Source organism: Thalassospira lucentensis, assembly GCF_001613805.1.
Taxonomy (GTDB): domain Bacteria; phylum Pseudomonadota; class Alphaproteobacteria; order Rhodospirillales; family Thalassospiraceae; genus Thalassospira; species Thalassospira lucentensis_A.
This window is the reverse complement of the sequence record NZ_LPVY01000020.1, coordinates 149,897-170,594: the sequence shown is the minus strand read 5'-3', so window position 1 is coordinate 170,594 and position 20,698 is coordinate 149,897. Positions and strand designations below refer to the sequence as shown.

The following is a 20,698-nucleotide window of genomic DNA, read 5'->3' as shown; positions in this document are numbered from 1 at the left end:
CCCTTCATTGCCGCCCACTATGCCGATGGAATGCTTGCACGATAATCCGGATTGCGCGACAAATGCTTTTGAATTGAATTCAAAGCCGGAGGCTCAGTTGGATAATCGCGCAGGGGAAATGGAAGTCTTCATCCGGGTTGCGGAACTCAGAAGCTTTTCCGAAGCCGGGCGAAAACTGCATCTGTCACCATCGGCTGTCAGCAAGCTGGTGACACGGATCGAAGACCGGCTGGCGACCCGACTTCTGGTGCGATCCACACGCGGATTGCAGTTAACTCCCGAAGGCGAAATGTATCTGGTCCGCGCCCAGCGTGTCCTTGATGAAATTGACGATGCCGAACGTGCGGTCGCAAGCGGCGGCAAGGCCGCCCCGCGTGGCCGGTTGCGCGTCAATGCCTCCATCGCGTTTGGCGTGATGTATGTTCAGCCGCTGATCCCGGCCTTTCTCGAACGCTATCCCGAGGTCGAACTGGATTTTTCCCTGACCGACGGGATCATTGATTTGCTTGAAGAACGGGCCGATATCGCCATCCGGTCCGGATCATTGCCCGACTCATCACTAAAGGCCCGCAAACTAGTCGAAAGCAGCCGCACCATCGTGGCATCACCGGAATATATTGCCAAACGCGGCCTGCCCCGCCACCCGGATGATCTCGTGGATCATAACTGCCTGCGATTTAACTTTCCGATCCCGATGAGTGAATGGCCATTCATCAACCCCGAAACCGGAGAACGGATTGGCCGGACGATCACCGGAAATTTCCAGTGCGACAGTGGCTCGGCCATGCGCCGCCTTTGTCTTTCGGGGCTGGGCATGGCGCGGCTTGGCCGGTTCCATGTCCAGGGCGACCTCAAGGCCGGAACGCTGGTTGAAATCCTGCCGGACTGGAACCCGAATGAAGAACAGCTGATCCATGCGATCTTTGCCGGGCATGAACATCTTGCCGCGCGCATCCGGGCCTTCATCGATTTTCTGGTTAATCATATCGACCCGTACGGAAACGGCATCCGAATTCCGTAACAATTAAAGCGGCTTAAGAAACCGGCGCGCTCAGCAATTCAAGGCAGCGCTGTGCCACCATGCGGGCCGGTTGCAGGGACGGATGTTTGAACGGTACGATTTCGGTATTTGGCAACAACGGCCTGGCATAATCACCGTCATACAATGCCTGATGCAAAAGCTGATGGCGCGGGTTTGCGATACCGTCAGGGGCATAGATATAAACCCCGCCCGGTGCGGCGGCGGCCTCGCAACACATTGAAACCGAGTCACCCGTAACAATCAGGATATCTGCCAACGCCAGATAGCCGAAATACGGATTTTCCGCCTTCGCGTTCCAGTCATGCAGGTGATAGGGCACGCCAGATGCGCTCAGCATTTCTGCAATGATTGCCTCGTTTTCCTGCCCGGTGCGGCGGCTCGTCGTGACAAGCAGGCTGCCATCTATCGCCTTTGTGGCCTCAATCGCCCGCCCGGCCAGTTCACGCGCCATGCTGGCTGTGAAAACCGTGGCCTTGGTGCTGCCGCCAATGATCAGGGCGATATGTGGCTTTGGCAGTCCCTTGAAATGCGGGCGCCAGGTATCGGCTTCGATCAGAAGGCGCGTTTCGGTCACGCGGTGCGGGGCGCCGGGAATTTCCAGAACATTGTCACGTGCCGCCATCCGGTCATGGGCAGGAACGGCAATCAGGTCAAACGCCCCCTCGCCTCCGTCCGGACGCATGATCTGGCAAATCCGTGTATGGCCGTTGCTTTGCTTTTTGATCCAGCGCGCAATCGGTGCGGTCCGCCGCCCTGCGGCAATCACCAGATCGGGCCAGGGCGCGACAAGGCGCGCACGCGACGCGATATCCACCCCCAAAAGGCTGGCGCGGCGGATAACATTGGGCAGGCGCGCCAGATTGGTATAACCGATATCGATCCGCTTGAAGGGCTGTGCCAGTGCTTCTGCCACGCCGACGGCCTGATTGACGTTTCCGGCGCGATCATCGGCCAGAACCCAGATCAGGTGTGCATCATCATCGGTCATTCAGGGTCGCATCCTTGTCGGACTATTGATTTCCCGTGCAGGCAGGAAGTGCTGGGTCAACGCGGGCGCCAGTCACTTTCTGATTGGTACAGACAGTCCGCACTTTTATCAAGCACCTGACGCGCGCAGCCTTTTTCGGCTATGCTTTGTTACCAATATGTCATCATAATACATTGGCATAATCTGAAAAACGGTCCGACGGGAAATGCTCAAGACATCAATATCCGCAAAGCGAAGTGCGCGGCTGGTTTTGGCCGGCATGCTGATATTGCTGCCTGTTACCGTCTGGCTGACCACGGAACTGTGGCGCGAAACCCGTCTTGTCGAAATCACCGAGGACGGCCGCAACAAGCTGGAACTTTACCGTTCCAACCTTCAGGGCGCGATCAAGGAACACGAATATCTTCCGATCACGCTTGCCAGTGACAAACGCATCATCGATCTTGCCCTGCATTCCAGCCCGTCAGACGCGGCCGAGGTCAATGTCTATCTGGAAAAACTCGCCGCCGACAGCGGTGCATCCGACATCTATTTCATGGATCGTAACGGGACGACAATTGCGGCCAGCAACTGGAACAGCGACGCATCCTTTGTCGGGCGTAATTTCGCGTTTCGCCCCTATTTCAAACAGGCCGAAGCCGGACTGACCGGTCACTATTTTGCATTTGGCATCACGTCAAATGTGCCGGGCTATTACATATCGCATCCGGTGCGCCCGAACGGCACGGAATTCGAAGGTGTAATGGTGGTGAAAACCCATCTGGAAACGCTGGTGCAACGCTGGGCGCGTGGGAATGAAAACGTTCTGGTGACCGATGAAAACGGCATTGTCATCATTACATCCCGCCCCGAATGGCGGTTCCGCGATCTGATTGGCATCTCCCCGGAAGACCGCCCGGAATTAATGCTGTCGCGCAAATACGGTGAATATCCCCTGGACCCGATGCCGGTTCACCAGGGCGAATGGCCCGGCAATGACGGGATCGGCATCCTGTCCCTTGCCCCGGCACAGATCATAACGCCCGAAGCCCTGCAATCAGGCCAGCCCGCCACCACAAATGCAGAGACGGAAGCCACGGAAAAAGCCCCAAAAGATGCCAAACCCTATCTGGTAATCCGAAGCCCCCTGCCCAAACAGGGCTGGAACATTTACCTGCTGACCGACAAGGCGGTTCTGGATCAGTCGATCCTGACCGCCGGTTTCATTGGCGGGGCGATGCATATCATCATCATGGGAACGATATTTGTTCTGCTGCAACGCCGCCGCGCGATGCTTGAACAAATCGAAATTCGTGACTGGTCGCAACGCGAACTGGAACGTCAGGTACGGCTTCGCACCGCCGACCTCATGAGCACCAACCTGCGCCTTGCCGAGGAAATCAGCGAACGCCGCCGCACCGAGGATGCCCTGCGTACCGCACAGGCAGAACTGGTACAGGCAGGCAAGCTTGCCGCCCTTGGCCAGATGTCGGCAGGCATCGCGCATGAAATCAACCAACCCCTGACCGCCATTCGAAGCTATGCCGAAAATGCGTTGAAATTCATTGCGCGCGGCAATGATGAAACCGCCAGTCGCAATCTGGGCCGGATTTCCGAACTGACCGAACGCATGGGCCGGATCACCAACCATCTGAAAACTTTTGCCCGCCGCCCCAAACACGACACGCACCCCGTTGCCCTTGCCGGTCCACTGGAAAAGGCGATTGACCTTTTGCGCGAAACCGGGCGGGCCGGACTGGCCGATATCCGGTATCAGGCAGCTGAAAACATCGCACTGGTGACCGCCGAGGAAAACCAGCTCGAACAGGTTTTCCTCAATATTCTGAGCAACGCAGCCGATGCCTGCCGCGATGAGGAATTCCCGCAGATCAGCATTATGCTGGAAGAAAAGGATGGCCGCGTTCTGGTCGCGATTACCGATAACGGCCCCGGTATCCTGCCCGAAAACCTGCCCAAACTGTTCGATCCCTTCTTCACCACCAAGCCGTTTGGCGACGGGCTTGGGCTTGGGCTTTCGATCTGTTATGGCATCATGCGCAGCTTTGGCGGCACGATACGTGCGGAAAACCGCCCGACGGGCGGGGCCTGTTTCACAATTGAATTGCGATGTGTTGAACAGATGACCGGGCATGACGGCACATCAACCTCGACGTCATCGCCGATGCCTGATACAACATCCGGCCAAACCGCCGAAACAGAAGGCATGGAAACGGATCTGCTGGTACATCGTATGATCGCCCCGTGATCCGGAACGGATTAAAAGGGGAAGGCATTTGAACAACTCGGCCCATTGCGTTCTGTTTGTCGATGACGACGAAGATGTGCGGGAAGCCGCACAGCAAACGCTGGAGCTTGCCGACATCCCTGTCGAATGCCACAGCGATGCCGGTTCGGCGCTGGAACGCATTCGCCGCGGCTGGCCCGGAATCCTGATTACCGATATCCGCATGCCACGCATGGATGGCATGGAATTGCTGTCCCAGATCCGTAAAATCGAACCGGAAATGCCAGTGATCCTAGTCACCGGGCATGGCGACGTTGCCACCGCGGTGCGCGCCATGCGCGAAGGCGCGTTTGATTTCATCGAAAAACCGTTCGATCCGGACCATTTCATCGATGTCGCACGCCGGGCCATGGCCCATCGGCAGCTTGTTCTTGAAAACAGGACGCTCAAGGCTGAACTGGCCCGCCACAGCAAGGAAGTATCGGGCCTGATCGGGCGCACGCCCGCCATGGAAAAGCTGCGCACGCTGATTGGCAATATCGCCGCGACCGATGCCCATGTCCTGATCAATGGTGAAACCGGTGCCGGCAAGGAAGTCGTTGCACGCACCCTGCACGAGGCATCCGGCCGCCCCGGGCAGTTTGTCGCGGTAAATTGCGGGGCAATGCCAGAAAACCTGATTGAATCCGAACTTTTCGGCCACGAAGCAGGTGCCTTTACCGGGGCTGAAAACAAGCGCATCGGCAAATTCGAATTTGCCGACAAGGGCACCATGTTCCTGGATGAAATCGAAAGCATGCCGCTGTCCCTGCAGGTCAAGCTGCTGCGTGTGCTACAGGAACGCGCGCTGGAACGATTGGGATCGAACAAGTTGCAACCGATTGATTTGCGTGTGGTTGCCGCGACCAAGATTGACCTGCGCGAGGCATCATCACGCGGGGCATTCCGCGAAGATTTGTATTATCGCCTGAATGTCGTGCAACTGCACATTCCGCCATTGCGCGATCGAAAGGATGACATCCCCCTTCTGTTCCAGCATTTCATGAAAGAGGCGCAAGGAAGGTTTGGCCGGGAATTTGCGCCACTAAACGGCACCGAAATCGCCCGCCTGACGGCCCATGACTGGCCGGGGAATGTCCGCGAATTGCGCAATGCCGCTGAACGCCGGGTGCTGGGCCTTGATCCGTTTGCCGGTGACAGCGCACAGACAATCGAAAATATCCTGTCCCTGCCCCAACAGGTCGAAGCCTTTGAAAAAGGCGTGATCTGCGAGGCACTTCGTCAGCATGGCGGCCATGTAACGGCAACGGTCAATGCGCTGGGTGTCCCGCGCAAAACCTTCTATGACAAACTTGCCAAATACGGCATCGTCCCGGCTGAATTCCGCAATAAATCGGACGGCTGACACCACTTGGCAATGTGTCCTTAGGCGTCGATCATGCTTTACCAACGCCACCGGCCGGGAACCGCTTTTCCAGACAGTTCTGGTATTGGTCCTACCAATGGCAGACCCTGATTGCGCCCAAAATCCCGTAATCGATAAAAAAATTGCATTTTCAACTTGAGATATTGTGCGGAAGACCGCACATTGCGAAAGAGGGATGTGCGGGAAAGACAACAAAAATAAGAACTTACGCTGCACCGCACCATCGTGAAATACACCGCAAACCGCTGATATTACTTATCGTAATGGCAGATATGCAGAACTGGCCCGGCAATTGCAGTATTGCACCCCAGCGCCAGACGGCGACCTGAACGACGCCGATAACTGGCGCGCTACTGGGAAAACGCACAAAGCTTATAGGGAGACTATTGATGCGTCCGATTACCAAAAAACTTCTCGCAACCAGCGTTGCAATGGCAGCTGTTCTTGGCATGACCAGCGCAGCATCCGCACAGGTTGTTGTCAAATATGCTCACGTGGTTGCCCCGAACACCCCGAAGGGTCAGGGCGCTGAGTTCTTCAAAAAGCGTGCCGAAGAAATCCTTGGCGACAAGGTTAAAGTCGAAATTTACCCGAACTCGCAGCTGTTCGATGACGACAAGGTTCTGCCGGCAATGCTCCGCGGTGACGTTCAGCTTGCTGCACCGTCGCTTGCGAAATTCGGCAAATGGACCTCGAAGCTCGGCCTGTTCGATCTTCCGTTCCTGTTCAACGACATGGAAGCTGTTGAATGCTTCCAGAAAGGTGAAAAAGGTCAGGAGCTTCTGCTTTCGATGGCTGACAAGGGTCTCACCGGTCTTGGTTACTGGCACAACGGCCTGAAACAGCTTTCGGCCAACAAGCCGCTTTTGACCCCGGCTGATGCCGCTGGCCTGAAATTCCGTATTCAGAGCTCGGACGTTCTTGCTGCCCAGTTCGAAGCTGTTGATGCCGTCCCGCAGAAAATGGCATTCGCCGAAACCTATTCGGCACTTCAGACCGGCGTTGTTGATGGTCAGGAAAACACCTGGTCGAACATCTATTCCCAGAAGTTCTTCGAAGTTCAGGATTACATCACTGAATCCAACCACGGTCTGCTCGACTATCTGGTCGTGACCTCGACCAAATGGTGGGACGGTCTTGATCCGGAAATCCAGGCTGGTCTGAAACAGGCCATGGACGAAGCAACCGAATACTCGAACGGTCTATCGGGCAAACTGGCCGACGAACAGCGCCAGCTGATCGTTGACTCGGGCGAAACCGAAATCGTCAAACCGTCTCCTGACGATGTCAAAGCATGGCGCGAAGCCATGAAGCCTGTCTGGGCGCAGTTCGAAGGTGATATCGGTGCCGATCTGATCGAAGCCGCCGCCGCCTGCAACAAGTAATTCCTCGAACCTAGAGGACCGTTACCGCTATGATTAAAACGGTCGTTGACCGGCTGGAGGAGGGCATTATTGCCCTCCTTCTCGCCGCCATGACGGTACTGACTTTCGTCAATGTCGTTCTTCGTTACGGCTTCAATTCCGGTATGACCTGGTCGATGGAAATCACCGAATTTCTGTTTGCCTGGCTTGTGCTTTTCGGCATGTCTTATGGCGTCAAGGTCGGATCCCATATCGGGGTCGATGCCCTTGTCCAGCTGTTTGCAAAACCCGCCCAACGCATCACCGGTATCTTTGTTGCCCTGGTCTGCATGACCTATGCCGCGCTCATTCTTTACGGCGGCTGGGAAAGTATGGCCTTCTATCACATGATCGGTATCGAGGCCGAAGATTCCCCGATCCCGATGTGGGTGGTCTATCTGATCCTGCCGCTTGGCGGTGCGTTACTGCTGTTCCGTCTCGGACAGGTCCTGTGGCGTATTCTTTCGGGTCAGCAAAACGGATTCTCGCTTGCCGACGAGGCACGCGAGGCGATCGAAACCATTGGCGAGGGCGATGAAGCCGAAGCCATGGCCGACGGCATGGTCCGTCGCGACAACGATAAATGATCGCGGGGGAACGCCTTAAATGACAATCGCATATCTGTTCATCACGCTGTTTGCGTTGATGGCGCTTGGCACCCCGATCGGCGTGGCGCTGGGCCTGTCATCCATCACCACCATCCTGTTCTTTGGATCGGACTCGCTTGCGACCCTGATCGAAAAACTGTTCAACGGGATGGAACATTACACCCTTCTGGCCATTCCGTTCTTCATCCTTGCCTCGACCTTCCTGTCGACCGGCGGGGTGGCACGTCGTCTGATCCGCTTTGCGGTGGATACGGTTGGCTGGTTCCATGGCGGTCTTGCCATGGCGTCCGTCCTGGCCTGTATGCTGTTTGCCGCCGTTTCTGGTTCCAGCCCGGCTACGGTTGTTGCCATTGGTTCGGTGGTGATCGCCGGCATGATCAAATCGGGTTATCCGCGCAACTTTGCCGCCGGTGTGATCTGTAACGCCGGTACGCTTGGCATTCTGATCCCGCCATCCATCGTGATGGTGGTCTATGCCGCGGCAACCCAGGTGTCGGTCGGCCGCATGTTCCTGGCCGGTGTCATTCCCGGCCTGATTGCCGGTCTGATGCTGATGGCGGTGATCTATGTTGTCGCCCGGATCAAAAAGCTGCCCAAACAGGATCGTCCGAGCGCTTCGGAATGGTTTGAAGGCCTGTTTTCCGCATCCGGTGGCCTGCTTCTGGTGGTTGTGATCATGGGCGGTATCTATGGCGGGATCTTTACCCCGACCGAAGCCGCAGCCGTCGCATCCGTCTATGCCCTGCTGGTCGCTATCGTGTTTTATCGCGATATGGGCCCGATCAAGGGTGTTGCCTGGGTTCCGGAAAAAGGCATGGGTGTGGGCGCTATCATTGGCTACAACCTGCCTAAAATCGGCAAGGCCATCGCGCTGATCCCGTTCGACAAGGATATCCGCCACGTGCTGCTGGAGTCTGGCAAAGTGACCATCATGCTGATGTTCATCATTGCCAACGCCATGCTGTTTGCCCATGTGCTGACATCCGAACGCATTCCGCACACCATTGCAGAAACCATCATCAACTGGGGTCTGGAACCTTGGGCCTTCCTGATCGTGGTCAACATCATTCTGTTGATCGCGGGCAACTTCATGGAACCTTCGGCCATCCTTCTGATCATGGCACCGATCCTGTTCCCGATTGCGATGAAGCTTGGTATCGATCCGATCCATCTGGGCATCATCATGGTTGTGAACATGGAAATCGGCCTGATCACACCGCCGGTCGGGCTTAACCTGTTCGTGACGTCGGGTATCACCGGCATGTCACTGGTTCAGGTGGTTCGTGCAGCCCTGCCTTGGCTGATGATCCTGCTGGTCTTCCTGATCATCGTGACATACATACCGGCAATTTCGACATGGCTTCCGACCATGCTGATGGGCCCGGAAAAGGTCATGAACTATTAGATCAGGCGAGAACTGAAAACCTTGCAAACGGCACCCCATCGCGGGTGCCGTTTTCTTTTGCGGCCTGTATTCTTTTGCCGCGTCAGACGGTTATATGCATAGCTGATATTCAGGCTGTCAAAATCGCCGGGCTGGAAAAAACAGAATTTCCGTGGATAATGGCACAAATTGAATCGTTTCAGGCTGCGATCCACCCGGCCCCGCCACCCGTAACGGTGCGGCCTTCCTGATGCCACTGCCATCTCTGACCGGAATTTTCGCCCCGCCCGCTGTCCGGGTGTTGGCGATATATCCCGTTTCCTGTCATTCCGGTTGGCATTAAGGAAGCCCGTAAAGACCGATACTGGAAACCGGACGGATCACGCCCCACCTGCCACCATAAGAAACGGATACGGAAGTCATGGCGAATACAGATGCCAGCGCCCCGATCAATACGCAGCGCCTTGCGATCCTGCTTGCCGCCCTGATCGCGACCGCACCATTTGCGATTGATACCTACCTGCCTGCCATTCCGGCAATGGCAGCAGATTTTGGCGCGCCGACGCATAATGTCGAAGTATCAATCAGCATGTTCCTGATTGGTTTTGCTCTGGGGCAGCTGATTGGCGGGCCACTCTCGGATCGCGTTGGCCGTCGTCCGGTCGCACTGGTCGGGCTGGTGATTTACATCATCACCAGTGCAATCATCATTTTCGTCGACAGTTCTTTTTCGCTCAACGTCATGCGCTTTATCCAGGCGATTGGCGGCGGCTTTGCCCTTGTGATTGTCGGCGCATCGGTGCGCGACCTGTTCGATGGCAAGGATGCCGCGCGCATGTTTGCCCTGATCGCGGTGATCATGATGATTGCCCCGTTGGTCGCGCCAACGGTTGGTTCGGCCCTGCTGGTCTATTTCCAGTGGCAGGCGATTTTCGTCCTGCTGGTCATATATGGCAGCATCATGCTGGTGATTGTGTGGTTCAAGTTACCCGAAACCACCAAACTGCGCCCCCGCTATGCCGGACCAGCACGACGGGTGTGGTGGACCTATCTGGAAGTCCTGCGTACGCGCAAGGCAGTTGGTTTCATGCTGGCCCATACCGGGGCCAGTGCAGTGATGTTCAGTTTCCTGACCGACAGCCCGTTCATGTATATTGATTATTTCGGCGTGTCACCCAGCCAGTTCCCCTATCTGTTCGGGGCAAATGTCATTGTCATCGTGATCTGCAACCGGCTTAACAATCCGTTGCTGAAACGGCTTGAATGCCATCAGATACTTGCGATTGGCACCGCCCTTCAACTGGCGGCCGTGATCGGATTGTTCATTGCGGTGAATGCGTTTGAGCCGTCGCTATATGCTGTGGTGCCGCTGGTGATGGTTGCTGTCGGCATGATCGGGCTGACCGCACCAAACGCAACCGCAGCCTTCATGCAGTATTTCCCACATATCGGCGGGACGGCCACCGCCTTGATGGGGACCATACAGTTTGCCACCGGCGCATTGGCAGGCACCATTATCGGGCAGGTCCATGACGGCAGTCTTCTGCCCGTGACCGCATCGATGCTGGCCTTTGGCATTTTCGCCAATGTCATGGTTCATTTTGTGGCCGAGGCAAAACAGATCGAACAGCCTGCCCCGGCCCAAACCGACGATACCGTCGCGGTTGCCGCAGATTAAGTACAGACCGGTTAATGCCAACAAGGAGCCCCACCAGATGGCAAAGATGAATTTCAACGATTACGGCCGCGCCATGGCCAAATATAACAGCTGGCAAAATGGTGTTCTGTACGATCTTTGTGATCAGATCGGTGACGAGGAACGCCGCCGTGACCGCGGCATGTTTTTTGGCTCGATCCACGCAACGCTTAATCATCTGCTGTATATAGATCACCGCATCCTCGGCATTCTGAAAACCGGACAGGCCGAACCGTTTGATGCCCGCACCGTCATGGCCGATGATTTCGAAACTCTTGGCAAAATGCGGATCGAAACCGACGCGGCAATCGCCGAATTCGTCGATTCCAGCGATCATGGCTGGCAGGATGACATTCGCGAATTGATGGGGCTGGATGGTGTGACCCGCAAATTGCCTCGCCAGCTTTTCCTGATGCAGCTTTTCAATCACCAAACCCATCACAGATCGCAAATCACAAGCGAGCTTTACAAGATGGGGCTGGATTACGGCATCACCGATGTCCCGCTGACACCGGATTTGCCGTTATGATCTGACGATTATCTGCCTTCAAACACCGCTTTTCGCTTTTCGAGAAAGGCGGTGTAGCCTTCCTTGAAATCCGCACTGTCAAAGGCGCGGTATCCTTCGTCAAATTCCTTGGCACCGATGGCACCACCTTCTTTCAGGCGGTTGATCATTTTTTTGTGCAGGCGTTGGGTGATGGGTGCGCCCCCGGCAATTCGGGCCGCTGTCGCCGTTACTTCCGCATCAAATTCATCAAGCGACACATGGCGGGCGATAAAGCCGATTTCGTGCGCACGCGCGGCGTCAAAAACCTGCCCTTCCAGCAGGATTTCAAACAGGGCTGCTTCGCCCAGCAGATCCAGCATGATCTGCAATTCCGGATAGCCCAGCGTCGCGCCAAGCTTCATCGGCGGCACGGCGAATTTTGCATTATCGGCTGCAATCCGCAAATCGCAGGCCGCAGCCAATACAAACGACGCCCCAATGCACGGCCCGTCAATCGCGGCAATCACTGGATGCTGGCAAACCCGAAGCGCCTGCAAGGCCTCGGCATGGAGCATTCCGTAATCGCGCGCCTTTTCAAACCCGTCACGTTCGCGAACAAATTCATGAACATCCGCCCCGGCCCCAAATCCGGCCCCGCTGCCGCCGCGAATAACGATGCAACGCAGGTTGCTGTCCCCGCCAAGATCGTCGGCAATCCGGGCAAGTTCCCCCCACATCGGCTTGGTCAGCGCATTTTTGCGCTCCGGCTGTGAAATGGTGATGGTTGCAATACCGCCGTCATTGATATCGACGACGAGTCCGGTTTCCTGCGACATAGCAGTGCCTTTCCGCTTAATTCGGTAAAGCTATACCAAATAAACCCAAAACCGGACTTTGCCAATGCCTGACAAGGGCTTGGGGGGTTATCCCTGTCTCCGTGGCAGCAAATCAGGATGCAGTGACGTCACGCACCCCATGCGCCCGAAGCCGCACCACCGCCGTCTCGATATCGGTTTCATAATGAACCAGCGGCGGCTTGATGCCGTGCGCAAACAGTTCCCGCCGAAGGTCATGCGATGTGCCGGTCAGAATGACCTCGATCCCGCGTCCGCGTGTCTTGCTTGCCAGCCCGGCAATCGTATTGGCCGCGGTTGAATCAAGAAACGGCACGGCAGCAAAATCAATGATCAGCGCCTTATGCGTATCACCAATCCGGTCCAGAACCGATCCGATGGATGCCGCGGCCCCGAAAAAGAACACGCCGGTAATCCGGTAAATCATGATGTCAGGATCGGTTGTCGATGAAATACCCGATGCCCCGGCCCCGCCGGTCGTGCCATCCGCCCGGTCTTCGGACACAAACGGGCTGTGGGTGGCAATTGCGGTCGTTTTTGACATCCGCTGGATAAACAGGACCGATCCCAAGGCAAAGCCGACCACAATGGCCTCCAGCAGGTCACGGAAAATCGTCAGCAGGAACGTCGCCAGCAACACCGCCGCATCACCGCGCGATGCACGCAGCAAGGTAGCAAAGGCATGCTTTTCGATCATGTTCCACGCGACGACCGCCAGCACCCCGGCCAGACTTGCCAGCGGAATGAAACTTGCCAGCGGGGCTGCCACCAGAATGAACAGCAGCAAAAACAGCGCATGCAGAACCCCGGCAACCGGACCATGCGCACCCGCACGGACATTGGTCGCGGTGCGCGCAATCGTGCCGGTCACGCATATGCCACCAAACAGGCCCGATGCCATATTGGCCACGCCTTGGGCCACCAGTTCGCAGTTCGACCGGTGATGCCGCCCGGTCATGCCATCGGCCACCACGGCTGATAGCAGCGATTCAATGGCGCCCAGAAGTGCAAATGCAATTGCGTTGGGCAAAACCGCCTGCACTTTCTCAAGGGTGAATTCCGGTAGGGCCGGTGCCGGAAAATCGCCTGGTATACCACCAAAGACGCTGCCGATGGTTGATACCGGCAGATTGAAAAATGCCGTTGCCAACCCGGCCCCGGCGACGGCAATCAACATGCCCGGCCAGTGCGGACGCACCCGTTTGGTGCCGATGATCACAAGGATCGTCGCCCCGGAAAGTGCAACCGTCACAAGATCAATCCCCGGCAAAGCGGCCCAGATCGCCGGAAGTTTTTCCAGAAGCGGCCCCGGCTCCGCCCCCGACAGGGTCAGCCCCAGCAAATCCTTGATCTGGCTTGCGAAAATGATCACCGCAATCCCGGCGGTAAAGCCAACCGTCACCGGATAGGGAATGAATTTGATATAGGTGCCAAGCTTCAGTGCCCCGATGGCAAGCAACATCACGCCTGACAGAATGGTTGCAATAAGCAACCCTTCCAGCCCGTGCGCCTGCACCGTGCCCGCAACCAGAACGATAAACGCCCCCGCCGGCCCACCGATCTGAAAACGGCTGCCGCCCAGAAGCGACACCAGAATGCCACCGACAATCGCCGTATAAAGCCCCTGCGCCGGAGAAACGCCCGATGCAATTGCGATCGCCATCGATAGCGGCAGGGCGACAATCGCCACCGTCAAACCGGCAATCGCATCGGCGCGAAGCTCGTTAAGTCCGTATCCTTCGCGCAGGACGGTAACAAGTTTCGGTGTAAACAGGTCGGCATATCCGGGTTCGGATGCCGGATTGATCTTCGAGCTTCTGGTTTCCATAGTCTCCGGCAGCCTTGCAAAAGGCGGCGGGATCGTCGGCATAAGTCGGCGGTCGCCGTCGCAAAATTCGTTGCGTTTTATTCCTCGCCCTGCCCGCTATCCCGGGCAGGTCGTGTTTCTGGTTCCTTCAGGCGCACACCGCGTCCGGTCGCAATGCTCGGTGCCTGATCACCAATCAGCTCGATCCCGGCCCGGTCAAGTGCATCAACCACCTTGGCCAGCGTATCGACCACACCGCGCACATTGCCCTTGCTGGACTCCATCCGCTGGATGGTTGGCACAGAAATCCCGGCCATCTCAGCCAGTGTTTTCTGATCAATGCCCAGCAACGCACGCGCCGCGCGCATTTGTCCTGCGGTGATCATGAAGCAAACCCTCTATCCAAACATGACCGAAGCCTAACAAAAGGTATCTGAAACTGCAATTATGATATCTAAGATATCAGTTTTGATATTTCAAATCGGCACTGCGTTATTCGCATCCGGCTCTGCTGCCCGCAAATTTGCCCCCGGCAACACCGGGCACCTGATCCTGACCAGCTGGACAGCGGCTTTTCTTTGCGCTTTGAGTTCAAAAACGCTAAGACGTGCGCAAATATTCGATCCGAAAAAGGGTATAGTCGCCATGACCAACGGAACTTCGACCGCGCATTGCTCGTATGCTGCCAAAACCGTCGCAAAGATTTTGCTTGATATCGGGGCTGTGAATTTCCGCCCGGAAGAGGCCTATATCCTGACATCCGGCTGGGCAAGCCCGGTTTATATCGACTGCCGCAAACTGATTTCCTTCCCGCGCGCACGCCGCAAGGTCATGGAACTTGCAGCCCGTCAGGTTTCCGACAAGGCCGGTTACGAGGCATTTGATGCGGTCGCCGGTGGTGAAACCGCGGGCATCCCCTATTCCGCTTGGCTGGCCGATGTCCTGGACCTGCCGATGCAGTATGTCCGCAAGAAGCCAAAGGGATTTGGCCGCAAGGCACGGATCGAGGGCGACATCCACGAAGGCCAGCGCGTTCTTCTGGTCGAAGACCTTGCCACCGACGGCGCATCAAAAGTCAATTTCGTCAATGCCATCCGCGAAACCGGCGCCGAATGCAAACATGCCTTTGTCGTGTTCTTCTATGGTGTGTTCCCCAACGCGCTTGAGGAACTGAAAAAGGACGACATCGAACTGCATTACCTGGCAACCTGGGCCGATGTTCTGGCCGTTGCCGAAGAAGGCGAATACTTCCCCAAAGAAGCCATCGAAGGCGTTCGGGCCTTCCTTGCTGATCCAATCGGCTGGTCAAAAGCCAATGGCGGAAAGCACGACTAAGCCGGCAACACATTGCCAAATTCAGACGCCCGCAGGGAAAATCTGCGGGCGTTTTGCTTTTGATGGCCGGTCTAACGAGATTTATCCCGCCATATCCAATTCCGGCTTTGTCACCTTTGCCGGGATCGCCGCCCCAACCTCGCGTGCCTTTTTAAGGTGCTCCGCAGGGTCATTGCCGTCGGCCAGCAACATCAATTCCGAAGTTGCGACTTTCACTCCGCAATAATCAAAAATGCCCTGATGGATTTGCAGTTTCATGGCCCCGAAATATCCATGCCGGGCAAACGTGCCAAGTCCTGCCCCACCAATCGCGACAAGATGAACCTTCAGATGGTTCAGCTTTTTGATCACCTTTTCACCGTCATTATCCTCATAGGCCCAGCCATTTGAAAACACCCGATCGATCCAGCCTTTCAGGATTGCGGGCATCGACCACCAGTAAATTGGAAAAACCAGCACCAGCGTATCGGCGGCATCAATCCGCCTTTGTTCGGCAAGCACATCGTCCGGAAACGGTGACCTCATCTCGAAGGCCGCGATATCGTCCTGATTGAAGCGCGGATCAAATCCCTCCTCCGACAGATCGGCAAGCTCGAAACTGTGTTCGGACCCGGCATCCTCAATCCCTTTGCCAATTTGATTGGCGACCGCATGACTGAACGAACCGGAATTTGGATGGGCGACAACAACAAGCGCGCGCATGGCTTATCTCCTTGCTAAGTGATTGCCTCTCAACGGCAATCACTATATACTATAAGTAAGTTACTATCTGTAAGTTACGTTTGGTATATAGCCATGTCAAGTCTCGGTGCAAAAAAGTCTCCGTTGCATAAGCCCCGTAAACGTATGACCCGCGAAGATCGCAACCGGCAACTTCTCGACGTTGCCTGGAAGATGATCCACGACGGCGGAACCGAGGGGCTTAGCCTTGGAAATCTTGCCGAGCAGGCCGGGGTTACCAAACCGGTGGTCTATGATCATTTTGGCACCCGGTCTGGTTTGCTGATCGCGCTTTATCAGGATTACGACCAGCGCCAGACCGCATTGATGGACGCCACTCTGGCCCAAAGCAGCCCGACCTTGCGCGACAAGGCATCGGTCATCGCGGCATCCTATGTTGACTGTGTGCTGTCACAGGGACGCGAAATTTCGGGCGTGATCGCATCGCTTGCCGGATCGCCGGAACTCGAACAGGTCAAGCGGGACTATCATCTTCTGTTCATTGATAAATGCCGCGATATCCTGTCGTCTTTCAGCCCAACGGGGAAAATCCCCATGCCGCGTCTTTGGGGCTTTCTGGGTGCCGCCGAGGCCCTCTCCTATGCCGCGGCAACCGGTGAAATCACCGCCGACCAGGCAAAGCAAGAATTGTTTGAAACCATCATCGCCATGGTGTCGCGAGACAGAACATAAAGAAAAAGCCATCAACAGTAGACATACACTATTGATGGCTTTTCGGTCCGTTATTTGTAACCTGACAAAGCTATTGGGAAGCAGATAAGGCTGGCTTTTGTGGCACCGGAAGCATCGATAGCCTTTTGGCCAGATAGCTTTGTCTTGATGCGATAAAATGATGAAGTTCCCCATGATACGTTTGGGGGACTACCGTCCGCACGATATCGTTTTTTAACAATCGTTCGCTCCAGCCCCGAACATGTTCAAACCCCGCAAACAAATCCCGGTTAAGCCCAGATACCAATACCGGAAATGCCCTAAACGCGGTCGCATAGGCCATATCGACCATGCATAGCCCAATCTCGCGAAAGGCTCCAGCGGTTTCAAGCTTCTTGTTGAGTATGGCTAATATCAGGCCGATCCTGTGCAATGTCAGATCGCAGTCATGTTCATTATGAGCCCGATACACAATATCTGCAGTTAACGACAATATCCGCTCTGCTCGTAGAATCCAGATACTGTGTTCGGCACTCTCAATCAGATCGACCGGATAAAGCGCACTACCATTAATCCTGTCGAGATAATCGCAAATAACCGCAGCCTCGGTTAGCGGTCGCGTTTGATCAAGAAGCAAGACCGGCACTTGCCTTTCCGAACTGAACTTTTCAAGCCAGACTGGCTTGTCTTCCAGACGAATATCTTCCCTTTCATGCTCAATCGCGTAGTGCCCCATAACCATTGCAACCCGTTTCACATACGGGCACAGCCGGTGGCCTATCAGCTTAAAATGCGGATGTTCCACCCCTACCTCCTTTTAGCCGTTCCCCCCCCAAAAACCGCCAAGTTTCAGGCAAATCACGACATGTAATGAATGTTGATTTTATTGCCATCCGGATCGCGAAAATAGGCTGCATAAAAACCGCTATCATCACCGCCGCGCGCACCCGGTTCCCCTTCCGATGCTGCCCCGATGCTGATCGCCTTGCTGTATACGGCATCGACCTCGTCCTTTGATTTTCCCTGCAAGGCGATCATTACACCATTCCCAACGGTCGCCCGCCTGCCGTCAAAAGGAAGATGAACCGAAAAATTGGCCTCTCCTTCCGTACGTGCCCAGACAATGAAATCCTCCACCTCCATCACCCGCTTGGCCCCCATAATACCAAGAATGGCGTCGTAAAATGCCCCGGACGTGGCAAGGTTGTTTGTCCCAATCGATGTATAACCAATCATTTTGCTCTCTCTCTTGGTTGTCTGGCTTTATCGGCTTCATCGTATGAATTTGCAAATTTACAATAAATAGGCGATTTTGAAGAAATCCATTGCAAATTTGAAAGATCAAAATGGACTGGAATTATGTGAAATCGTTTCTTGCCGTTGTCGACGCCGGGTCACTTGAAAAAGCAGCCGAACATCTAAATGTCAGCAATACAACGGTATTTCGCCATATCCATGCATTGGAAAAAGAAACCGGAACACGCCTATTCGAACGTATCAAAGGCCGGTACAGTCTGACTGATGCGGGAGAAGAGATGCTGGCCCCCGCAAGGCAAATCCTGAATAATTTCGAAGCTATCAATCTAAGTGTTTCCGGGCGCGATATTGCCGCTGCTGGGACGGTCCGAATTACCGCACCGACAAGCTTTGCCTATTTCATTCTGCCTGATTATTTCGCTCGCTTACAGACGGCCTACCCAGATATCAGCCTTGAACTTCTGGCAAGTAATCAGGAATTCAACATGGCCGAACGCCACGCTGATATCGCGATACGGGTCGCGGAACTCCCGCCCGAATATCTTGTCGGTCGCGAAATTCGCAAGATAGATTGGGGACTTTACGCAAATCACGATATGGCAAAAAAAACCGAGCAGAATTTCAATGCCCTGAAATTTCCAGATCGCTTGCCCGGTGGGTTTATCGGTGCCAGCGGAGCCCTAAGAAATCATCCGGTATTTAAATGGCTCGACGAAAACCATGCTGACCGTATCATCCATCGTAGCGATGATTTTGTTGCAATGGCAGGCCTTGCTCGCGCCGGAATTGGATATGCTTGCCTACCTGCTGATCTGGCGATCCCCGATCTTGAACGCGTTACGTCTCTGCATCAATTCGCATCAAACAGGCTTTGGGTGCTTACACATCCAGAACTCAAACGCATTGAGCGCATCAAGCTGGTTCTGCAATGGCTCGGAAATGCGCTTAAGAACGAACCCCGCTTGATATCACCAGCTCGGCAACCAAGCCTGGGGCAATAAGCTGTCACGCGCCCTTTTCTGGACATCACGCGTAACTGGGTCCAATATATTCACAAGCAAAAGCAAGGCCGTACAATAAATGGCAATGTAAGGTAAAGGGAACGGCCCGGCGCACATCGCCTTGCGGCCAAAGGAGCAAGTCATGAAGATCAGAAGCGCTGGCCTCCTGTCCGGTCTTGTTGTTTCTGCGGCACTGCTGTCGGGATGCGTGCAACCCACCGCACAAAACAATCCCGCCGCTGATACCACCGCGGAAATAGTAACTCCGTGGGGTGGCCCGACCACGGCAACATCCGCGAATGCCGCAAATGACAAATTCGTCATGACTCCAAATCCCCAAAAGGCCGCAATCACCGACATACAGCGCCAACAGATCGACGAGGCACGCATCGCGCTCGACATCCTTGATCGCATGGCACAACGTTGTGTGCAGCAAAATGACCCGGCAGCCTGCAATACACTTCAGACCAACTGGTCAACCCTGTCACAGCAATTGCACAAAAGCCTTTCGATCATTTCAGGTGACAACATGGGGGTAATGCCATCGGCCGGTGCGCAAATAATGAGCGACCCGACCGCGGGAGCAACACCCGGTCTGGTAACATCCCCTGCCCCGACAACGATGCCGCAGAATGGTACGCCTACCATGGAAAAGACCATTCCGATGATGTCCAAGCCCGTTGATGGATGATGCCTTTTGCCAAAGGCCATTTTCTCGCCACAGGGTCACGCGACACTCAGATACACGCGATAAGTGCAATTTGAGATAGAACAAAGAACGCCACCACTGATCGCATTAGACTGCTTCTCATAACCACGCTAGCCGCCTTGATCGAAGGCGGTGCTGCCCGGAAAAGGAGACTGGCAGATGTATCGGGATATCCTTGTTCATATCGACAATTCAGCCCCTTGCGCACAACGGCTTTCAGTTGCCCTGAAAGTTGCCAAGGCGCAAAAAGCCCATCTGACCGGGCTGTTTCTTCTGCCCTATGCCGAAATTCCGCGTTTCATGGAAGTTCAGATTTCCCAGGAAATCGTCAATCAGCAGCGCGCGGCCATGGCCGAAACCGCCAAGGAAGCCAAGCGCGACTTCGCAAAAGCCTGCGAAGACGCCGGTGTTACCTTCAGTTGGCAGGAAACGCCATGCTCGGCAGCCGAGATTGCCGACACGGTTGCCATGTATGCCCGCCATCATGACCTGACGGTTCTGGGCCAATATGACCCGGACAGTGCCGATCCGTCCTCAACCTCGGAAATGCCTGACAAGGCCATTCTGACCGCGGGCACCCCGGTTCTGGTCGTCCCCTATGCCGGTCGGTTCGAAACGATTGGCGAACGCGTTATGGTTGCGTGGAAGCCGTATCGCGAAGCCGTCCGTGCGGTGAATGACGGCATGGCCTTTCTTGAAAATGCCAAATCGGCCCTGGTTCTTTGTGCCGACCCTAACAAGGGCGCCCGTGACTCCATTCCTGTTCCCGGTGTCGATATCGGTTCACGGCTTGAACGCCACGGGGTGAATGTCCGCAAGGAAAACATGAATGCCAGCGGCATCAGCGTTGGCGACCTTCTGCTGTCGCGTGCGGCCGATGAAAGCATCGACCTGATCGTTTGCGGTGCCTATGGCCGCCCGCGCCTGCGTGAATTGATGATGGGGGGTGTGACACAGCATCTTCTGCGTCACATGACGGTGCCGGTTCTGATGTCGCACTAGGCTGCGACCAACGACATCGTTACCAAGCCGGCCGGTGCCCTTGCCCGGCCGGTTTTGTTTGTCGGTTTCGTTTTTGCCGA

21 protein-coding genes are annotated in these 20,698 nt (G+C 55.4%); 14 read left to right on the top strand and 7 right to left on the bottom strand.

The annotated features are described in order from the left end of the window. Nucleotides 1–97: 97 nt before the first annotated feature. On the top strand, nt 98–1,021 hold the full coding sequence (locus AUP42_RS15400; protein WP_082824796.1) for a LysR family transcriptional regulator: 924 nt from the start codon (nt 98–100) through the stop codon (nt 1,019–1,021). Between the two features lie 13 nt (nt 1,022–1,034). On the opposite strand, the gene AUP42_RS15395 is transcribed toward AUP42_RS15400, so the two are convergent. Then, nucleotides 1,035–2,030: a mitochondrial fission ELM1 family protein gene (locus tag AUP42_RS15395; protein WP_062952486.1), complete on the bottom strand. Its 996-nt coding sequence runs from the start codon at nt 2,028–2,030 to the stop codon at nt 1,035–1,037. 205 nt (nt 2,031–2,235) lie between these two features. On the opposite strand from AUP42_RS15395, the gene AUP42_RS15390 reads away from it, so the two are divergent. The 8 genes from AUP42_RS15390 (at nt 2,236) to AUP42_RS15355 (ending at nt 11,300) form a co-directional block, all read left to right on the top strand. Next, nucleotides 2,236–4,275: a sensor histidine kinase gene (locus AUP42_RS15390; protein WP_062952485.1), complete on the top strand. Its 2,040-nt coding sequence runs from the start codon at nt 2,236–2,238 to the stop codon at nt 4,273–4,275. 28 nt (nt 4,276–4,303) lie between these two features. Beyond that, nucleotides 4,304–5,659 (top strand): sigma-54-dependent transcriptional regulator, encoded by a 1,356-nt coding sequence (locus AUP42_RS15385; protein WP_062952484.1) that lies wholly within the window; start codon nt 4,304–4,306, stop codon nt 5,657–5,659. 410 nt (nt 5,660–6,069) lie between these two features. Continuing rightward, nucleotides 6,070–7,065 (top strand): TRAP transporter substrate-binding protein, encoded by a 996-nt coding sequence (locus AUP42_RS15380; RefSeq protein WP_082824795.1) that lies wholly within the window; start codon nt 6,070–6,072, stop codon nt 7,063–7,065. 29 nt (nt 7,066–7,094) lie between these two features. After that, entirely contained in the window at nt 7,095–7,670 is a 576-nt protein-coding gene (locus AUP42_RS15375; protein WP_062952483.1) for a TRAP transporter small permease, read from the top strand. A 19-nt stretch (nt 7,671–7,689) separates the two neighbouring features. Then, entirely contained in the window at nt 7,690–9,096 is a 1,407-nt protein-coding gene (locus tag AUP42_RS15370) for a TRAP transporter large permease (protein ID WP_062952482.1), read from the top strand. Then, nucleotides 9,048–9,326: a hypothetical protein gene (locus AUP42_RS21420; protein ID WP_156484636.1), complete on the top strand. Its 279-nt coding sequence runs from the start codon at nt 9,048–9,050 to the stop codon at nt 9,324–9,326. Before AUP42_RS15370 ends, AUP42_RS21420 begins: the two co-directional genes overlap by 49 nt. Nucleotides 9,327–9,496: 170 nt before the next feature. Continuing rightward, nucleotides 9,497–10,753: a multidrug effflux MFS transporter gene (locus tag AUP42_RS15360; RefSeq protein ID WP_062952480.1), complete on the top strand. Its 1,257-nt coding sequence runs from the start codon at nt 9,497–9,499 to the stop codon at nt 10,751–10,753. Nucleotides 10,754–10,790: 37 nt separating this feature from the next. Next, on the top strand, nt 10,791–11,300 hold the full coding sequence (locus AUP42_RS15355) for a DinB family protein (RefSeq protein WP_062952479.1): 510 nt from the start codon (nt 10,791–10,793) through the stop codon (nt 11,298–11,300). 8 nt (nt 11,301–11,308) lie between these two features. Here the strand turns inward: AUP42_RS15355 and AUP42_RS15350 are convergent, their stop codons facing one another. The 3 genes from AUP42_RS15350 to AUP42_RS15340 all read right to left on the bottom strand — a co-directional run bounded on the left by AUP42_RS15350 (nt 11,309) and on the right by AUP42_RS15340 (nt 14,308). Beyond that, a complete protein-coding gene (locus AUP42_RS15350; protein WP_062952478.1) occupies nt 11,309–12,097 on the bottom strand; it encodes an enoyl-CoA hydratase/isomerase family protein in 789 nt (262 codons plus the stop codon). Nucleotides 12,098–12,209: 112 nt separating this feature from the next. Continuing rightward, complete coding sequence (locus tag AUP42_RS15345) at nt 12,210–13,943, bottom strand: SulP family inorganic anion transporter (protein ID WP_062952477.1); 1,734 nt, start codon at nt 13,941–13,943, stop codon at nt 12,210–12,212. A 77-nt stretch (nt 13,944–14,020) separates the two neighbouring features. Beyond that, the gene (locus AUP42_RS15340) at nt 14,021–14,308 is read right to left on the bottom strand and encodes a helix-turn-helix domain-containing protein (protein WP_062952476.1); all 288 of its coding nucleotides are present in this window, start codon (nt 14,306–14,308) and stop codon (nt 14,021–14,023) included. A gap of 259 nt (nt 14,309–14,567) precedes the next feature. Between AUP42_RS15340 and AUP42_RS15335 the strand changes: the two genes are divergently transcribed. Further along, nucleotides 14,568–15,257 (top strand): orotate phosphoribosyltransferase, encoded by a 690-nt coding sequence (locus tag AUP42_RS15335; RefSeq protein ID WP_062952475.1) that lies wholly within the window; start codon nt 14,568–14,570, stop codon nt 15,255–15,257. Nucleotides 15,258–15,338: 81 nt separating this feature from the next. On the opposite strand, the gene AUP42_RS15330 is transcribed toward AUP42_RS15335, so the two are convergent. Next, complete coding sequence (locus AUP42_RS15330) at nt 15,339–15,959, bottom strand: NAD(P)H-dependent oxidoreductase (protein WP_062952474.1); 621 nt, start codon at nt 15,957–15,959, stop codon at nt 15,339–15,341. A gap of 144 nt (nt 15,960–16,103) precedes the next feature. Here AUP42_RS15330 and AUP42_RS15325 point away from each other — a divergent pair, with 144 nt between their 5' ends. Beyond that, the gene (locus tag AUP42_RS15325; protein WP_231858309.1) at nt 16,104–16,670 is read left to right on the top strand and encodes a TetR/AcrR family transcriptional regulator; all 567 of its coding nucleotides are present in this window, start codon (nt 16,104–16,106) and stop codon (nt 16,668–16,670) included. Between the two features lie 70 nt (nt 16,671–16,740). On the opposite strand, the gene AUP42_RS15320 is transcribed toward AUP42_RS15325, so the two are convergent. Together AUP42_RS15320 and AUP42_RS15315 are read right to left on the bottom strand one after the other, a co-directional pair. Further along, entirely contained in the window at nt 16,741–17,454 is a 714-nt protein-coding gene (locus AUP42_RS15320) for a glutathione S-transferase family protein (RefSeq protein ID WP_062952472.1), read from the bottom strand. Nucleotides 17,455–17,507: 53 nt separating this feature from the next. Continuing rightward, on the bottom strand, nt 17,508–17,885 hold the full coding sequence (locus AUP42_RS15315) for a VOC family protein (protein ID WP_062952471.1): 378 nt from the start codon (nt 17,883–17,885) through the stop codon (nt 17,508–17,510). Nucleotides 17,886–17,995: 110 nt separating this feature from the next. Here AUP42_RS15315 and AUP42_RS15310 point away from each other — a divergent pair, with 110 nt between their 5' ends. From AUP42_RS15310 to AUP42_RS15300, 3 genes are all read left to right on the top strand, one after another. Further along, nucleotides 17,996–18,907: a LysR family transcriptional regulator gene (locus AUP42_RS15310; RefSeq protein ID WP_062952470.1), complete on the top strand. Its 912-nt coding sequence runs from the start codon at nt 17,996–17,998 to the stop codon at nt 18,905–18,907. A 142-nt stretch (nt 18,908–19,049) separates the two neighbouring features. After that, nucleotides 19,050–19,598 carry a hypothetical protein gene (locus tag AUP42_RS15305; protein WP_062952469.1) on the top strand — a complete coding sequence of 183 codons (549 nt, stop codon included), beginning with the start codon at nt 19,050–19,052 and terminating at the stop codon, nt 19,596–19,598. Between the two features lie 177 nt (nt 19,599–19,775). After that, a complete protein-coding gene (locus AUP42_RS15300) occupies nt 19,776–20,618 on the top strand; it encodes a universal stress protein (RefSeq protein WP_062952468.1) in 843 nt (280 codons plus the stop codon). Nucleotides 20,619–20,698 lie beyond the last annotated feature (80 nt).

Bases quoted from the DNA above. Each gene is read 5' to 3' on its own strand.
- AUP42_RS15335 (WP_062952475.1), top strand. From the start codon at position 14,568: ATGACCAACGGAACTTCGACCGCGCATTGCTCGTATGCTGCCAAAACC.
- AUP42_RS15330 (WP_062952474.1), bottom strand. From the start codon at position 15,959: ATGCGCGCGCTTGTTGTTGTCGCCCATCCAAATTCCGGTTCGTTCAGT.
- AUP42_RS15390 (WP_062952485.1), top strand. From the start codon at position 2,236: ATGCTCAAGACATCAATATCCGCAAAGCGAAGTGCGCGGCTGGTTTTG.
- AUP42_RS15325 (WP_231858309.1), top strand. From the start codon at position 16,104: ATGACCCGCGAAGATCGCAACCGGCAACTTCTCGACGTTGCCTGGAAG.
- AUP42_RS15345 (WP_062952477.1), bottom strand. From the start codon at position 13,943: ATGGAAACCAGAAGCTCGAAGATCAATCCGGCATCCGAACCCGGATAT.
- AUP42_RS15350 (WP_062952478.1), bottom strand. From the start codon at position 12,097: ATGTCGCAGGAAACCGGACTCGTCGTCGATATCAATGACGGCGGTATT.
- AUP42_RS15310 (WP_062952470.1), top strand. From the start codon at position 17,996: ATGGACTGGAATTATGTGAAATCGTTTCTTGCCGTTGTCGACGCCGGG.
- AUP42_RS15300 (WP_062952468.1), top strand. From the start codon at position 19,776: ATGTATCGGGATATCCTTGTTCATATCGACAATTCAGCCCCTTGCGCA.
- AUP42_RS15370 (WP_062952482.1), top strand. From the start codon at position 7,690: ATGACAATCGCATATCTGTTCATCACGCTGTTTGCGTTGATGGCGCTT.
- AUP42_RS15315 (WP_062952471.1), bottom strand. From the start codon at position 17,885: ATGATTGGTTATACATCGATTGGGACAAACAACCTTGCCACGTCCGGG.
- AUP42_RS15360 (WP_062952480.1), top strand. From the start codon at position 9,497: ATGGCGAATACAGATGCCAGCGCCCCGATCAATACGCAGCGCCTTGCG.
- AUP42_RS15355 (WP_062952479.1), top strand. From the start codon at position 10,791: ATGGCAAAGATGAATTTCAACGATTACGGCCGCGCCATGGCCAAATAT.
- AUP42_RS15340 (WP_062952476.1), bottom strand. From the start codon at position 14,308: ATGATCACCGCAGGACAAATGCGCGCGGCGCGTGCGTTGCTGGGCATT.
- AUP42_RS15375 (WP_062952483.1), top strand. From the start codon at position 7,095: ATGATTAAAACGGTCGTTGACCGGCTGGAGGAGGGCATTATTGCCCTC.
- AUP42_RS15395 (WP_062952486.1), bottom strand. From the start codon at position 2,030: ATGACCGATGATGATGCACACCTGATCTGGGTTCTGGCCGATGATCGC.
- AUP42_RS15305 (WP_062952469.1), top strand. From the start codon at position 19,050: ATGAAGATCAGAAGCGCTGGCCTCCTGTCCGGTCTTGTTGTTTCTGCG.
- AUP42_RS15380 (WP_082824795.1), top strand. From the start codon at position 6,070: ATGCGTCCGATTACCAAAAAACTTCTCGCAACCAGCGTTGCAATGGCA.
- AUP42_RS21420 (WP_156484636.1), top strand. From the start codon at position 9,048: ATGGCTTCCGACCATGCTGATGGGCCCGGAAAAGGTCATGAACTATTA.